Consider the following 14,161-nt stretch of genomic DNA (forward strand, 5'->3'; position numbering starts at 1 on the left):
AATAGCCGCCTTTTTAAGGATGCTGATTGCGCCCGTCGTATATCACTCACATTAAGAGTTAGGTGCGGTTATTTACATTAAAATGCCGTCTACTCATACTGTGCTAGCGGCAGCAACTGGTTTTTTTGCTCATACGTGTGGAGTAACGCTATGATTCAGGTTGAGTCAATGCTGGAAGTTGCAGACAATAGCGGTGCAAGGCGAGTTCAGTGCATTAAAGTACTGGGTGGATCTCATCGTCGTTATGCATCAGTTGGCGACATTATTAAAGTAACGGTTAAAGAAGCCATTCCTCGTGGTCGTGTTAAAAAAGGCGACGTGATGAATGCAGTAGTTGTACGTACCAAAAAAGGCGTTCGTCGTCCTGATGGTTCAGTTCTACGTTTTGATGACAATGCTGCGGTATTGTTGAACCAAAACAAAGCACCGATTGCAACTCGTATTTTTGGACCGGTAACTCGTGAACTACGTGGTGATCAGTTTATGAAAATTGTATCACTAGCACCAGAAGTATTGTGAGGTAATCCATGTCAAAATTACGTAAAGGCGATACAGTTATCGTGATTGCTGGGAAAGATAAAGGCAAGCAAGGTACTGTACAAGCTGTAAAAAACGATCGTATTAAAGTAGAAGGCATTAACATTGTCACTAAACATCAGAAGCCAAATCAGGCGACTGGCGTTGAAGGTGGCATCGTTAAGCAAGAAGCTTTTTTGCATATTTCAAATGTCGCAATTTTAAATGCGCAAACCCAAAAAGCAGACCGTATTACTTATCAATTCGGCGAAGACGGCAAAAAACAACGCGTCTATCGTTCGAATGGTGAAGTAGTGGCGACTGCGTAAGACACTAAGGGTGTAATGGTAATGGCAAGATTAAAATCTTTATATAACGATAAACTAAAGCAGCAAATCAAAGAAGAGCTTGGTTTAGACAATGTGATGCAAGTGCCTAAAATCACTAAAGTCACACTTAATATGGGCGTTGGTGGCGCATCTCAGGACAAGAAATTGCTTGAAGGTGCTGTCGCTGATATGACTGCAATTGCTGGTCAAAAGCCTGTTGTCACCAAAGCGCGTAAATCAGTTGCTGGCTTTAAAATTCGTGAAGAATGGCCGATTGGCTGTAAAGTAACGCTACGCGGTGAGCAAATGTACGAATTTTTAGATCGTCTGATTGCCATTGCAATTCCTCGTATTCGCGATTTCCGTGGTTTTTCACCTAAAGCCTTTGACGGACGTGGTAACTACTCACTGGGTATTAAAGAACAAATCGTATTCCCAGAAGTAGACTTTGATAAGATTGATCGTATTCGTGGTATGGATGTGACTATCACTACGTCAGCTGGTACTGATGAAGAAGGTCGTGCGTTACTTAAAGCATTCGGCTTCCCATTTAAATAAGGTAAAGACGTTATGGCAAAAAAGAGCATGATTAACCGCGAATTAAAGCGCGAAAAAATGGTTGCTAAATATGCTGAAAAGCGTATTAAGTTAAAAGAAACCATCAGTGATATGACTGCAAGCGACGAAGAACGTATGGATGCGATGTTAGAGCTACAAGCTTTACCGCGCAATTCATCACCAGTTCGTCTGCGCAATCGTTGTGCTATCACCGGTCGTCCTCATGGCTACTTCCGTAAGTTTGGCTTATCACGTAATATGTTACGTGAGCGAGTCATGCAAGGCGATGTGCCTGGTGTTCGTAAAGCAAGCTGGTAAGGGGTAATTACATGAGTATGCAAGATACCGTTGGAGATATGCTAACCCGTATCCGTAACGCACAAATGGCTAATAAAGTATCCGTAGCGATGCCAAGCTCAAAACTACGTAAATCGATAGCTGATTTATTGGTTAATGAAGGTTATGTAGCGAGTGCTGTTGTTACTGAAGAAGACAACAACAAAGCGACACTTACTATTGAACTAAAATACTTCGAAGGCCGCGCTGTCATCGAAACTATTCAACGTTATAGCCGTCCTGGCCTGCGCCAGCATCGCGGCAAAGACGCTATCCCTACTGTTAAGCAAGGTATGGGTGTTGCTATCGTATCAACCAGCCAAGGTATCATGAGCGATCGTGCTGCTCGCGCTGCTGGTATTGGTGGCGAAATCGTTGCGTTTGTTGCATAAAACAACGTGATGAGAAGTCTTACTTGAATCCTATTTGGTTTGATTATCTTGTTAAAGATGATTTAAACCAAGAATAAGTTAGATATCCGAAAATTTTACAAAAATTGGATGATGTTTAGCTGGATCAATTATGCTAAACTAGCAGGCTTTTTAGTCTGTTAGTTTTTTCGCTAATATAAGTTTTAATTTTTCAAGGAATATTCCTATGTCTCGTGTGGCTAAAGCCCCAGTGACGCTACCTAGCGGTGTAAGCGTTACTTTGAACGATCGGCAGGTCGAAGTTAAAGGCAAGAATGGCTCTATGTCTTTACGCCTGCATGAATTGGTCGAGCTGAACCAGGAAGATGATAATATCATTCTCTCACCTACAGTCGATTCAAAAGAAGCTATGATGCATACTGGTACTATGCGCGCCTTACTTAACAACTATGTTATAGGCGTCAATGAAGGTTTTGAAAAACGCCTTCAACTGATCGGTGTCGGTTATCGTGCACAAGCGTCTGGTAGCAAAGTAACCCTTAATGTTGGTTATTCGCATCCAGTAGAATACACGTTACCTGAAGGTGTATCAGCTGAAACCCCAACGCAAACTGAAATTGTTTTAAAATCAAACAATAAGCAGCAGCTTGGTCAAGCAGCGGCTAATATCCGTGGTTTCCGCCCACCAGAGCCTTACAAAGGTAAAGGTATTCGTTATAGCGACGAGCATGTGGTTCGTAAAGAAGCTAAGAAAAAATAAGGTGAGTTGAAATGTTTGATAAAAAAGCAGCTCGTCTGCGTCGAGCTAAAAAAACCCGCGCGCATATTCGTCATTTAGGTGTTCATCGCCTGACGGTTAACCGCACGCCGAAGCACATATATGCCCAGATTATCTCTCCTAACGGTGGTGAAGTGATTGCTCAGGCATCTACCTTGGACGGCAGTTTGCGCTCGGGCGCAACTGGTAACGCTGATGCAGCGACGTCTGTAGGCCAAATGATCGCAGAACGCGCAAAAGCAGCTGGTATTACTAAAGTTGCCTTTGACCGTAGTGGTTTTAAATATCATGGTCGAGTGAAAGCTTTAGCTGAAGCAGCTCGCGAAAATGGATTGGAGTTTTAATCATGGCGAGAAATGATAAAAATGAACAGACCGATGGTCTAGTAGAACGTTTGGTAACTGTTGATCGCGTTGCAAAAGTTGTTAAAGGTGGTCGTATTTTCTCATTTACTGCACTAACTGTAGTGGGTGATGGTAATGGTCGCGTTGGTTTTGGTCGTGGTAAAGCACGTGAAGTACCGGCTGCTATTCAAAAAGCGCTAGAAGCTGCTAAACGTAATATGATTACCGTTGAGCTTAATGAAGCGACTTTGTATCATCCAATTAAAGCACGTCATGGTGCAAGTAAAGTTTATATGCAGCCTGCATCTGAAGGTACTGGCGTAATCGCTGGTGGTGCAATGCGTGCAGTACTAGAAGTTGCGGGTGTCAAAGATGTTTTGACCAAATGTTATGGTTCTACCAATACTGCTAACGTTGTTCGTGCAACGTTTAACGGTTTACGTGATATGTCAACTCCAGAAAAGATGGCAGCAAAACGTGGTAAATCTGTAGACGAAATCTTGGGTTAACTTAAACTAGGTGAGTTACGATGAAAAAAATGAAAGTCACTCAATTTAAATCGGGTGCCCATCGCCTAAAGAGCCACAAAGCGAGCTTGAAAGGATTGGGTTTACGCCGTATTAACCATACTGTTGAAGTAGAAGATACTCCTTCAACTCGTGGTATGGTCAATCGCGTCAACTACATGGTAAAAGTGGAGGAAGCGTAATGGGACTTAGATTAAATGAATTATCACCTGGTGTTGGTGCAAAGAAAACTGCCCAACGTCGAGGTCGTGGTATCGGTTCAGGTCTTGGTAAGACTGGTGGCCGTGGTGTAAAAGGACAAAAATCACGCTCAGGTTCTAGCATTCGCTCAGGATTTGAAGGTGGTCAGATGCCTTTGTATCGCCGTCTACCAAAATTTGGTTTTACTAGTAAAATGGCAATGACGACTGCTGAAGTCCGTTTGTCTGAGCTGAATAAAATCGAAGGTGATGTAGTTAGCTTAGAAACTCTTAAGGCTGCTAACCTTATTCGTCGCGATATGAAGCGTGCTCGTATCATGCTATCAGGCGAAGTTACTAAAGCTTATACCTTTAAAGGTATCAAAGTAACTAAAGGCGCTAAGCAAGCAATCGAAGCTGCTGGTGGTAGCATCGAGGAGTAGTAACGTGTCAAAACAATCAATGTCATCGTCTGGTATACCGCTTAATCCATTTGCTTTCATACGTAAATATGATGAGCTTTGGACACGCTTATTATTCTTAATCGGCGCATTGATTGTTTATCGTTTAGGGTCGCATATTCCAGTACCAGGTATTAATCCGGTCAATTTAGCTGATCTATTCTCGCGTAACGAAAACACCATATTAAGCATGTTTAATATGTTCTCGGGTGGTGCGCTTGAACGTATGTCTATTATGGCACTTGGTATTATGCCATACATCTCGGCGTCAATTATTGTACAGATGATGTCTGCGGTAGTGCCATCGCTTGAAGCGCTTAAGAAAGAAGGTGAAGCAGGACGACGTAAGCTAAATAAGTATACCCGCCAAGGAACACTTGCTTTAGCTTTAGTACAGTCGTTGGGAATGTGTGCTGGCTTAATCAGTCAAAATTTAACATTATCTACTGGTCTTACCTTTTATATTCCTGCAGTTACTTCGTTGGTAGCAGGCGCTATGTTTTTAATGTGGCTTGGTGAGCAGATTACAGAACGTGGTGTAGGTAACGGTATCTCAATGTTGATTTTTGCGAGTATTGTTGCTGGAACTCCTGGAATGATTTCGCAGTCTATTGAACAGGTCAATCAAGGTCAAATGAACTTGATTGTGCTATTTATTTTTGTAGTACTAGGGGTCGCGGTTACTGCTGGTATCGTTTATATCGAACGAGCTCAGCGCCGGGTACCTGTGAACTATGCTCAAAAGCAACAGCAAGGCCGCAAAATTTATGCTCAGCAGCAATCACATTTGCCACTGAAAATAAACATGGCAGGTGTTATTCCTGCTATTTTTGCCAGCTCATTATTGCTGTTTCCAGCCAGTTTAGGACAGTGGGTAGGTCATTCGACTGATCCTACCTTCACTCAGAAAATTCTACAAAATATGGCATTGGTATTGTCTCCAGGACAACCTTTATATTTAGTTCTTTTCGGTGCGATGATTATATTCTTCTGTTATTTTTATACAGCATTAGTATTTAGTCCACGCGAAGTTGCAGAAAACCTTAAACGTAGTGGTGCGTATATTCCAGGTATTCGACCAGGACAGCAAACACAGCGTTACCTCGATCATGTATTAAATCGATTAACTTTTATCGGTGCGATATACATGACGGTTATTTGTTTAATGCCAATGGTTATCCAATCATCATTTGGAGTACCATTTAATCTTGGCGGTACATCGTTACTGATTATGGTGGTTGTAGTTATGGATTTCATATCGCAAATTCAAGCGCATTTGATGACCCATCAATATCATGATCAGACGTTAATTCAGTCGCCTACTCAATCTTAAAGAGTAGTGTGATATTTCAAGGAGCATGCTATGAAAGTTCAAGCATCAGTTAAAAAGATTTGTGGTAGCTGTAAGGTTGTACGCCGTAAAGGTCGTGTCCATATCATTTGCACAGCAGAACCACGCCACAAGCAGCGTCAAGGTTAATAGATAGTAGTATAGGTGAACATACCTTAACTATAAAAAAATTAATACTTGAATTATAACGGCGGATGCGATATCATCCGCCACTTGCCGTAGTTTATGCTAACTCATTTATTAACCTAATTTATAAATAAACTTGTTATTAAGTTAAAATATTAATAGTGGCGTAAAAGAATTAGTATTAACAGCAATAAATCTGAGAAATGATGTTTATTTACGAATAAAGCTCGTTTTTCTTTAATGGAGAGAAATCAATGGCTCGTATTGCCGGTGTAAACATTCCGGATAATAAGCATGCTGTTATTTCACTAACTTATATCTTTGGTGTAGGTCGTACCACTGCTCAGAAAATCTTAGAAGCAGTTGGCATTGCCCCTACTACTAAAGTTAGTCAGTTAGATGATACACAGTTAGATGCTATCCGTGCACAAGTTGCAAATTACACGACTGAAGGTGATCTTCGTCGTGAAGTGTCAATGAATATCAAGCGTTTGGTAGATCTTGGTTGTTACCGTGGCATTCGCCATCGTCGTAACTTACCTGTTCGCGGTCAAAATACCAAGAACAACGCTCGTACTCGTAAGGGTCCGACACGCCCTCTCAAAAGATAATTAACTTAGGAAGCTAAAAGATGGCTAAAGACACTCGTAGTCGCAAAAAAGTGACTCGTCGTTCAGTATCGGAGGGCGTAGCCCATATCCATGCGTCTTTTAATAACACCATTGTTACGATTACCGATCGTCAAGGTAATGCATTGGCTTGGGCCACTTCAGGTGGACAAGGCTTCCGTGGTTCACGTAAATCTACACCATTTGCAGCGCAGGTTGCAGCTGAAGTCGCTGGTAAAGCGGCCCAAGAATATGGTGTTAAGAATATCGATGTTTTGGTCAAAGGACCAGGACCGGGTCGTGAGTCTGCGGTAAGAGCACTAGGTGCATTGGGTTATAAAGTTAACAGCATTTCTGATGTAACCCCAATCCCACACAATGGTTGCCGTGCGCCGAAAAAGCGCCGCGTCTAATATTAAAGACGAAGCTTTTTATTATAAGAGCTTATAGGAGACATAACAATGGCCCGCTATATTGGACCAAAACTCAAATTATCACGTCGTGAAGGTACAGACTTAGGCCTTAAGTCTGGTGTTAAACCATACGATGTAAAAACAAAGAAAGCTGGACGTCCACCAGGTCAACACGGTGTAAGCCGTAATAAGACTTCAGAATATGCTTTACAGCTGCGCGAAAAGCAGAAAGTTAAACGTATTTATGGTGTATTAGAGCGCCAGTTTGCTAATTACTACAAAGAAGCTGCACGTAAGCGTGGTGCTACTGGTGAAAACCTACTAGCTATGCTAGAAAGTCGTTTAGACAACGTAGTATATCGCATGGGCTTTGGCTCAACTCGCGCTGAAGCACGTCAGCTAGTCAGTCACCGTACTGTTATGGTAAAAAAAGCTGGTCGTGATGAGTTTGTTCGTGTGAACATTCCGTCAATTCAGCTTCAAGATGGTGATGTCATCGCTATCCAAGAGAAGTCTCGCGAACAGTTGCGTATCAAAAACGCTATCGAGTTAGCGACACAACGTGGCATTCCAGAATGGCTAGATGTTGATCACAGCAAATTACAAGGTACTTTTAAACAAGCACCTGATCGCATTGATCTACCTGCTGAAATCAACGAAAGCTTGATCGTTGAGCTATACTCTAAGTAAATGACGTAACGCTCAGCATCATAATAATGATGTTGAGTAGTCAACGTTAATTAAACCAGTTTAATAAATCGAGGTGACATCATGATGCTAAATGCAACTGAGTTTCTAACGCCGAATGCCATTAATGTGGATACGGTTAATGAAACGATTGCGAAAGTCACGCTCGAACCGTTAGAACGTGGCTTTGGGCATACTCTAGGTAATGCTCTACGTCGCATCTTATTATCTTCATTACCTGGCGCTGCAGTCATTGAAGCTGAGATTGATGGTGTTGACCATGAATACTCAACCCTTGAAGGACTACAAGAAGACGTGCTTGATCTGCTTTTGAACTTGAAAGGCTTAGCAATTACGCTTCATGACCAAAATGAAGTATTCTTGACCTTGGATAAACAAGGTCCAGGCACTATTACTGCTGCAGACATCGCACTACCGCATAACGTAGACATTATCAATCCAGAGTTGGTATTGGGTACGTTGAGTGATCGTGGTCATCTTAAGATGCGTTTGCGTGTAGTAATGGGTCGTGGATATGAGCCAGCAAATCAGCGCCGTGAAGACGGTGATACTAAAGCAATTGGACGCTTGAAGCTTGATGCAAGCTTTAGTCCTGTGCTACGTGTCGCTTATCAAGTTGAGAACGCTCGCGTAGAGCAGCGTACTGATCTTGATCGTCTTATCGTTGAGCTTGAAACCAATGGCACTATAGATCCAGAAGAAGCAATTCGTAAAGCAGCTACTATTTTACAACAACAGATTTCTATCTTCGTTGATCTAGAAGCTGAAGAAGCGCCTGAGCCTGTGAAAGAAAAAGAAGAGGTTGATCCAGTGCTTTTACGCCCTGTGGATGATCTTGAACTAACGGTTCGCTCAGCCAACTGCTTGAAAGCTGAAAACATTTACTATATCGGTGATTTGGTACAACGTTCAGAGACTGAACTATTAAAAACCCCAAATCTTGGTAAGAAGTCATTAACAGAAATCAAAGACGTACTAGCGTCTAAAGATTTAGAGCTTGGTATGCGTCTAGACAACTGGCCGCCAGCTGATTTACGTGTTGATGATCGCTTTTCTTATCGTAGCCGTTAAACTTTAAGGATATTTGACTATGCGCCATCGTAAGAGTGGAGTCAAGCTGGGTCGTACCGGCAGTCATCGTAAGGCAATGTTTCAGAACATGACTAACTCATTATTTGAGCATGAACTGATTAAAACAACTTTACCAAAAGCAAAAGAATTACGCCGCGTCGCTGAACCATTAATCACTATGGCTAAAGAAGACAGCGTTGCTAATCGCCGTTTAGCATTTAGCCGTATGCGTAGCAAAGCTATGGTAGGCAAACTATTTGGTACGTTAGGTCCTCGTTATCAGACGCGTCCAGGTGGCTATTTGCGTATTGTAAAATGCGGTTACCGTGATGGTGACAATGCACCAATGGCTTATGTAGAATTGGTTGATCGTGACTAATTTTATATGCTGATTAAATTTATAAAAAAGGCTCCAATTCAATTGGAGCCTTTTTTACATCTGTAGTTTAGTTAATTATCGTATTAGCTAGTTAAAGTAACAATGACTCGACATCGGCAGCGCCTTGTCTAATAATTTCAGGCTGGCTGCTAGTCATGTCAACGATAGTTGTTAGCTTAGTGGTTTTAATACCTGCATTAATAAGTGCATCAATTTGATTACCTAGCAGCTCTTCAATTTCAAACGGATCGTCCAATATGTCATCACGGTTGGGTAAAATTAGGGAGCTAGTCAGGATAGGTTCATCCATCGCTTCTAATAATGCTTGAGCAATAGGATTGCTAGGCACTCGAATACCGATGGTTTTTTTCTTAGCATGTGCCAGTTTTTTCGGCACATCTTTGGTAGCGTTCAAAATAAAAGTAATCGCTGCTGGCGTATGTGCTTTTAGTTGTTTAAATTGTATATTATCTACCGTCGCATAATTCGCGATTTCGCTTAGATCACGGCAAAGTAAGGTAAATTGGTGCTTATCATCAAGTTCGCGGATTTGCTTGAGCTTACTCAGTGCGTCTTTTGCACCTAAACGACAACCAAAAGCGTAGCTGGTATCAGTTGGGTAAATGATTAATTGATCTTTTCGCAATAGGTCAGCTGCTTGTTCAATAAGACGTGGCTGCGGATTATCAGGATGAATGTAGAATATTTCCATAGTGGTTCCTTATTTTATAATTATTAATTTTTAGTTGAGAAAACTTTTTCATTAACTAATTAAACATGGTTTAATCGCTAAATATATCAGAATATTTATTCAAATGATAAAGTAGGTTAATATCCTTAATAATAGTACTTAAGTTATCAGTATAGCTTAAAGCGGATATAGGTTTAATGGCAAGGCGTTACTAACCGTAGAAAAACGTTAATAAGTAGAAGGGAGAGTAACTCAAACTAAGATACCGTATTAGATAAAGAGGTCTTGCAAATGCTAAGTAACGCAGTTAATAAAGTCTTGGCGTCACGTGGTAAAGTATGAGGTTCGGTTATATAATTTTTTACTTGCTGATAGACATCACTGGCGAAAGTACTATCGCTAGTATCAAACTCAGCAAACAAGTTGTCTTGTGAGACTTGAAACTGTCGCCCACAAGCCAAAGTAAATAAACACTCCAATGCTTGAGGTTTTATTTCTACACGCTCAAATGCTTGTTGCTGAGCAGCTGATCTACCGTCAGGGGCATACCAGTAGCCAAAATCAGATAGACGTCTACGAGCTTCACCAGCCACGCACCAATGACTAATCTCGTGCAAGGCGCTTGCAAAAAACCCATGGGCGAACTCAATACGTGCAAGTTGTTCTCCTTGAATAGGAAAATACTCTGGTTCTTGTTTACCGCGTACCAGCTCTACTTTTTGTTCTAAGAACAAAGTGTTGAATAATGATATTAGCCAATTAGTAAGGTTATATTCAGAGTCTTTAAAAGTATCTGGCGAGCTTATAAAGGTATTATTACCTATCCGATAGCCAGAGCTCATACTAGTTAGCAACTGCCATTTTTGCTGTGAACTCATTAAATAACTTGTAAGCTTATTTCGATAAGTGTTTTCATCAGTTAAATTCTCTAGTGCCATCAGTTTATTTAAAAGAGTGATAGAATCGGCAGTAGTCAATACTGTAGAAAAATCAATATGTTTAGACTGAGTGTTCATAGATAAGCAGATTCATTAAATAAGTAAAAATATATTTTTGAAAAATTTTTTTAATTGGTATCAAAAATCGTAACATACTAGCGCTAGCGTCATATTGGGCTTTCCGTTAGTATGTCATGCAATATTATACACCGTTTTGAACCACGAGGCGCCATATGTCAAGTACTTCAAAGAATCCTGAATCTATTCAAAGTCATGAAAATAGCACAGTTACATCTGCAAATATGCCAGAGCAAATCTCTTTAGATAAATGGGCAGATAGCGGGTTTGATTGGCAGGGTGAGGTTGCGCCTGCAAAGTTTGAACGTTTAGCTAAACTTTTAACAGATGAGCGTGAACAACCAAAATTGAGCTTGGATGCTAATTTATACCGTCATAATAATGTTTTACATTTTGCTTTTAAATTGACAGGAAAAGTATGGTTGACCTGTCAGCGTTGTTTACAACCTGTTGAAACTGATCTTACAGATAACTACGACATTGCTTTGCTTGATGATGAAGATCAAGTACGTTTGATTGATAATGAGCAAGACTATTTATTGTTAGATGAGATTATTACTGAGCAAACGTCAGAGCGTTTTTTACCTTTCAAAAAATTGATAGAAGATGAGATTTTATTAAAGACACCATTGGCACCAAAACATGACGATTGTGAAATGGTGGTTGAACAGTTTGGTGACATACCTGAAGAAGAAGAGAGTGAAAACCCTTTTGCAGCGCTAGCTGCGCTAAAAGGTAAATTATAGTATAAGAACATCGGGTAGTATGAAGCACCAACCATATTAACTAAGTTATCCTGATCATTTTCTTATTAATAATATTTTTTATCGTCTTTATGTACAAGAGTGAAAGTCAGTACTTTATTATTTGTCTAAACATGCGTATAATGTCCGGTTTATTGCATTCTGGCAACGTACTATATGTGATTAAAGATTAACCAAATTATCCATAGATTTTATATTTAGTTAATGTTTGATGCATATCGTAAAATATTTGATGATGCGTAAGACTTAGGTTGTTGTGATTATATAGCCTCTGTCAGTATCGATTAAAGCTGAATTCTAAGCTTGTCCCTTTAAGTATAGGAGCTATATCATGGCTGTTCAAAAGAGTCGTAAAAGCCGTTCTCGTCGTGACATGCGCCGTTCACACCACCATATGAGCGTGGCTGAGCTAAGCGTAGATGCGACCACTGGTGAAAAACATCGTCGTCATCATATGACTAAAGATGGTTTTTATCGTGGCCGTCAATTGTTTAAAGTTAGTCAAGAAGCTTAAATCATTGTCTGTTTGGTAGTTGATATACGGTGGTGGTAATATTTCCAACTATTTACTGCTACTTAGTACATACATTATCAAACAATATGTATTGAGCTTACAAAAACCAAGTTATTTTGCTATCGCATATAGGGTAGCTGGATAGCTTGGTTTTTTATTATGCGTGATTTTTGAGTCTATGCCCGTTAGCAAGCGCTTGTAACGATGGTTTGATAGCCATAAAAGTTTCGTTGATAGTATTTTTAATGATTCATTCAGTTTGTTTTATTGTGATTTCATGACTCGCTATAATAATTATGCAGAGCAGTGTATAGTTTGTAATAATTCGCTGTGATAAGCGACATATTAGAATTTTATTTTATAATTATCCTCAGTCTATTTTAAGAATATTTTCAATTACTTAAGGAATATTGGCTATGGCATCTGCACCTGATACAGTAACAACCCCAACCCATCGTATTGCAGTAATCTTTCCTGGACAAGGAGCACAGGCGGTCAATATGACTGCTGAGCTTGCAGAAATATACCCACAAATACAAGATACTTTTGCTGAAGCTAGCAAGGCTTTAGGTGAAGATTTATGGGCAATATGTCAAAATGAAGAACAATTAAATCAGACTCAGTATACTCAGCCTGCACTATTAACAGCGAGTATTGCTATTTGGCGCATCCTGCAAGATAAGCTAAATAAAGCACCTCTTTATTTAGCAGGTCATTCGTTAGGTGAGTATAGTGCTCTTTGTGCTGCCGGTGTTATATCGTTAACTGATGCTGTGCAACTGGTACATAAGCGTGGCAAACTGATGCAGGAGGCTGTAGCTGATATTGATACAGCAATGGCAGCAGTATTGGGGCTCGAGGACAATCGTGTTGAAACGTTATGCGAGCAAGCGACTGAACATGTTGATGGTGCTGTTGTGGGTGCTGCTAATTTTAACAGTCCAGGTCAAGTTGTTATATCTGGTAATGCCGCTGGAGTAACGGCTGTGATTGATAAGGTACAAAATACGGGTAAAAAAGCGATTCCTCTAAAGGTTAGCGTGCCATCACACTGTGCATTGATGGAGCCAGCGAGCCAAGCATTGGCAGAAGAGTTGGCTGCTATTAAATTTGATCAAGCCAATATTCCTGTTATCCAAAATCGTCATGCTCGTATTGAGACCAGCGTTCAAAGTATCAAACAAGCGTTAACAGAGCAGCTTAGCGAGCCTGTATTATGGTCAAAGACCATGCAAGAGCTGGCAGACAAACAAATAAATATATTAATTGAGTGCGGTAGTGGTAACGTGCTAAGTAATTTGGCCAAGCGTCAAACGCAGCCAATTGCAAGTTATCCAATAGACAAGCCTGCTCGTATGGAAAAACTGATGGAGGTGTTATCATGAGTCGAACGATTGTATTAGTTAGTGGAGCAAGTCGCGGTATTGGTAAAGCAGTTGCTAAACGTTTTGCGAAAGAAGGACATTTTGTTATTGGCACAGCGACTACAGAAAAAGGTGCTGCTCTTATCGATGATTATTTGCATGATTCCGGTGGTATTGGTCGGGTTCTAGATGTCCGTGATGGCACACAAATCGATAAATTGTTTGAAGAGATCGAAAGTGTGTATGGCGCTGTACAGGTATTAGTAAATAACGCAGGTATTACTCAAGATGGTTTGCTAATGCGTATGAAAGACGAAGATTGGGACAGTGTGATTGATACCAATTTAACGTCAGTTTATCGTATGAGTAAACGTGCAGTGCGCGGTATGATGAAAGCTCGTCGTGGGCGTATTATTAATATCAGTTCAGTGGTTGCAAAGATGGGTAATGCTGGACAATCCAATTATGCGGCGACTAAAGCGGGCGTAGAGGGCTTTAGCCGTACTTTGGCGCGTGAGATTGGCTCTCGTCAAGTAACGATCAACTGTGTGGCACCTGGGCTGATTGAAACTGATATGACGGATGAGCTTGACGAACGCTTGCTAAACTCTATGTTGGACGCTGTGCCTATTGGACGTTTAGGACAGCCAGAAGATATTGCCGCAGCAACATTATTCTTAGCTAGTGATGAAGCGAGTTATATTACGGGTGCCGTTATACCTGTTAACGGCGGCATGTATATGTAATGTGTTAAAAA

The 14,161-nt window shown here is 40.7% G+C and carries 23 protein-coding genes; 21 read left to right on the forward strand and 2 right to left on the reverse strand.

What is annotated here, in order from left to right; all coding sequences use genetic code 11:
* The first annotated feature begins 150 nt into the window (after positions 1-150).
* The 17 genes from rplN to rplQ all read left to right on the forward strand — a co-directional run bounded on the left by rplN (position 151) and on the right by rplQ (position 9,055).
* Positions 151-519, forward strand: coding sequence for a 50S ribosomal protein L14 (rplN, locus tag ACS8FB_RS12220; protein WP_010196702.1), 369 nt, complete (start codon positions 151-153; stop codon positions 517-519).
* Between the two features lie 8 nt (positions 520-527).
* Positions 528-845 carry a 50S ribosomal protein L24 gene (gene rplX, locus ACS8FB_RS12225; protein WP_201605171.1) on the forward strand — a complete coding sequence of 106 codons (318 nt, stop codon included), beginning with the start codon at positions 528-530 and terminating at the stop codon, positions 843-845.
* 21 nt (positions 846-866) lie between these two features.
* On the forward strand, positions 867-1,403 hold the full coding sequence (gene rplE / locus ACS8FB_RS12230) for a 50S ribosomal protein L5 (protein WP_299221458.1): 537 nt from the start codon (positions 867-869) through the stop codon (positions 1,401-1,403).
* A gap of 12 nt (positions 1,404-1,415) precedes the next feature.
* The gene (gene rpsN, locus ACS8FB_RS12235) at positions 1,416-1,721 is read left to right on the forward strand and encodes a 30S ribosomal protein S14 (RefSeq protein WP_068034613.1); all 306 of its coding nucleotides are present in this window, start codon (positions 1,416-1,418) and stop codon (positions 1,719-1,721) included.
* An 11-nt stretch (positions 1,722-1,732) separates the two neighbouring features.
* Positions 1,733-2,131, forward strand: coding sequence for a 30S ribosomal protein S8 (gene rpsH, locus ACS8FB_RS12240; protein WP_058368271.1), 399 nt, complete (start codon positions 1,733-1,735; stop codon positions 2,129-2,131).
* A 205-nt stretch (positions 2,132-2,336) separates the two neighbouring features.
* The gene (gene rplF / locus ACS8FB_RS12245) at positions 2,337-2,870 is read left to right on the forward strand and encodes a 50S ribosomal protein L6 (RefSeq protein WP_299221449.1); all 534 of its coding nucleotides are present in this window, start codon (positions 2,337-2,339) and stop codon (positions 2,868-2,870) included.
* A gap of 11 nt (positions 2,871-2,881) precedes the next feature.
* The gene (gene rplR / locus ACS8FB_RS12250; protein WP_201574035.1) at positions 2,882-3,232 is read left to right on the forward strand and encodes a 50S ribosomal protein L18; all 351 of its coding nucleotides are present in this window, start codon (positions 2,882-2,884) and stop codon (positions 3,230-3,232) included.
* Positions 3,233-3,234: 2 nt separating this feature from the next.
* Entirely contained in the window at positions 3,235-3,741 is a 507-nt protein-coding gene (gene rpsE / locus ACS8FB_RS12255; RefSeq protein ID WP_299221442.1) for a 30S ribosomal protein S5, read from the forward strand.
* A gap of 20 nt (positions 3,742-3,761) precedes the next feature.
* The gene (rpmD, locus tag ACS8FB_RS12260) at positions 3,762-3,941 is read left to right on the forward strand and encodes a 50S ribosomal protein L30 (protein WP_010196714.1); all 180 of its coding nucleotides are present in this window, start codon (positions 3,762-3,764) and stop codon (positions 3,939-3,941) included.
* Complete coding sequence (gene rplO, locus ACS8FB_RS12265) at positions 3,941-4,381, forward strand: 50S ribosomal protein L15 (protein WP_299221439.1); 441 nt, start codon at positions 3,941-3,943, stop codon at positions 4,379-4,381. Before rpmD ends, rplO begins: the two co-directional genes overlap by 1 nt.
* 19 nt (positions 4,382-4,400) lie before the next feature.
* Positions 4,401-5,732, forward strand: a complete 1,332-nt coding sequence (gene secY / locus ACS8FB_RS12270; RefSeq protein WP_299221673.1) for a preprotein translocase subunit SecY — start codon at positions 4,401-4,403, stop codon at positions 5,730-5,732.
* 30 nt (positions 5,733-5,762) lie between these two features.
* Positions 5,763-5,879 carry a 50S ribosomal protein L36 gene (gene rpmJ / locus ACS8FB_RS12275; protein ID WP_010196721.1) on the forward strand — a complete coding sequence of 39 codons (117 nt, stop codon included), beginning with the start codon at positions 5,763-5,765 and terminating at the stop codon, positions 5,877-5,879.
* A 251-nt stretch (positions 5,880-6,130) separates the two neighbouring features.
* Complete coding sequence (gene rpsM, locus ACS8FB_RS12280) at positions 6,131-6,487, forward strand: 30S ribosomal protein S13 (protein ID WP_058368278.1); 357 nt, start codon at positions 6,131-6,133, stop codon at positions 6,485-6,487.
* Between the two features lie 20 nt (positions 6,488-6,507).
* A complete protein-coding gene (gene rpsK, locus ACS8FB_RS12285) occupies positions 6,508-6,897 on the forward strand; it encodes a 30S ribosomal protein S11 (protein WP_058368279.1) in 390 nt (129 codons plus the stop codon).
* 48 nt (positions 6,898-6,945) lie between these two features.
* Complete coding sequence (gene rpsD, locus ACS8FB_RS12290) at positions 6,946-7,587, forward strand: 30S ribosomal protein S4 (RefSeq protein ID WP_010196731.1); 642 nt, start codon at positions 6,946-6,948, stop codon at positions 7,585-7,587.
* 81 nt (positions 7,588-7,668) lie between these two features.
* On the forward strand, positions 7,669-8,676 hold the full coding sequence (locus ACS8FB_RS12295) for a DNA-directed RNA polymerase subunit alpha (RefSeq protein WP_087040762.1): 1,008 nt from the start codon (positions 7,669-7,671) through the stop codon (positions 8,674-8,676).
* Between the two features lie 19 nt (positions 8,677-8,695).
* Positions 8,696-9,055, forward strand: a complete 360-nt coding sequence (gene rplQ, locus ACS8FB_RS12300) for a 50S ribosomal protein L17 (protein ID WP_021813387.1) — start codon at positions 8,696-8,698, stop codon at positions 9,053-9,055.
* Positions 9,056-9,146: 91 nt separating this feature from the next.
* On the opposite strand, the gene ACS8FB_RS12305 is transcribed toward rplQ, so the two are convergent.
* Both ACS8FB_RS12305 and ACS8FB_RS12310 read right to left on the reverse strand, forming a co-directional pair.
* A complete protein-coding gene (locus ACS8FB_RS12305; protein WP_439263271.1) occupies positions 9,147-9,767 on the reverse strand; it encodes an L-threonylcarbamoyladenylate synthase in 621 nt (206 codons plus the stop codon).
* Between the two features lie 236 nt (positions 9,768-10,003).
* Positions 10,004-10,762, reverse strand: coding sequence for an elongation factor P hydroxylase (locus tag ACS8FB_RS12310; RefSeq protein WP_439263273.1), 759 nt, complete (start codon positions 10,760-10,762; stop codon positions 10,004-10,006).
* A 155-nt stretch (positions 10,763-10,917) separates the two neighbouring features.
* On the opposite strand from ACS8FB_RS12310, the gene ACS8FB_RS12315 reads away from it, so the two are divergent.
* From ACS8FB_RS12315 to fabG, 4 genes are all read left to right on the forward strand, one after another.
* On the forward strand, positions 10,918-11,508 hold the full coding sequence (locus ACS8FB_RS12315; RefSeq protein ID WP_439263275.1) for a YceD family protein: 591 nt from the start codon (positions 10,918-10,920) through the stop codon (positions 11,506-11,508).
* 349 nt (positions 11,509-11,857) lie between these two features.
* Positions 11,858-12,040, forward strand: coding sequence for a 50S ribosomal protein L32 (gene rpmF, locus ACS8FB_RS12320; RefSeq protein WP_058368285.1), 183 nt, complete (start codon positions 11,858-11,860; stop codon positions 12,038-12,040).
* A gap of 416 nt (positions 12,041-12,456) precedes the next feature.
* On the forward strand, positions 12,457-13,425 hold the full coding sequence (gene fabD, locus ACS8FB_RS12325) for an ACP S-malonyltransferase (RefSeq protein WP_439263277.1): 969 nt from the start codon (positions 12,457-12,459) through the stop codon (positions 13,423-13,425).
* Positions 13,422-14,150, forward strand: a complete 729-nt coding sequence (gene fabG, locus ACS8FB_RS12330) for a 3-oxoacyl-ACP reductase FabG (RefSeq protein ID WP_439263278.1) — start codon at positions 13,422-13,424, stop codon at positions 14,148-14,150. Before fabD ends, fabG begins: the two co-directional genes overlap by 4 nt.
* The last annotated feature ends 11 nt before the right edge of the window (positions 14,151-14,161 follow it).

This window comes from Psychrobacter sp. 1U1, from assembly GCF_051847535.1.
GTDB classification, from domain to species: Bacteria; Pseudomonadota; Gammaproteobacteria; order Pseudomonadales; family Moraxellaceae; genus Psychrobacter; species Psychrobacter saeujeotis.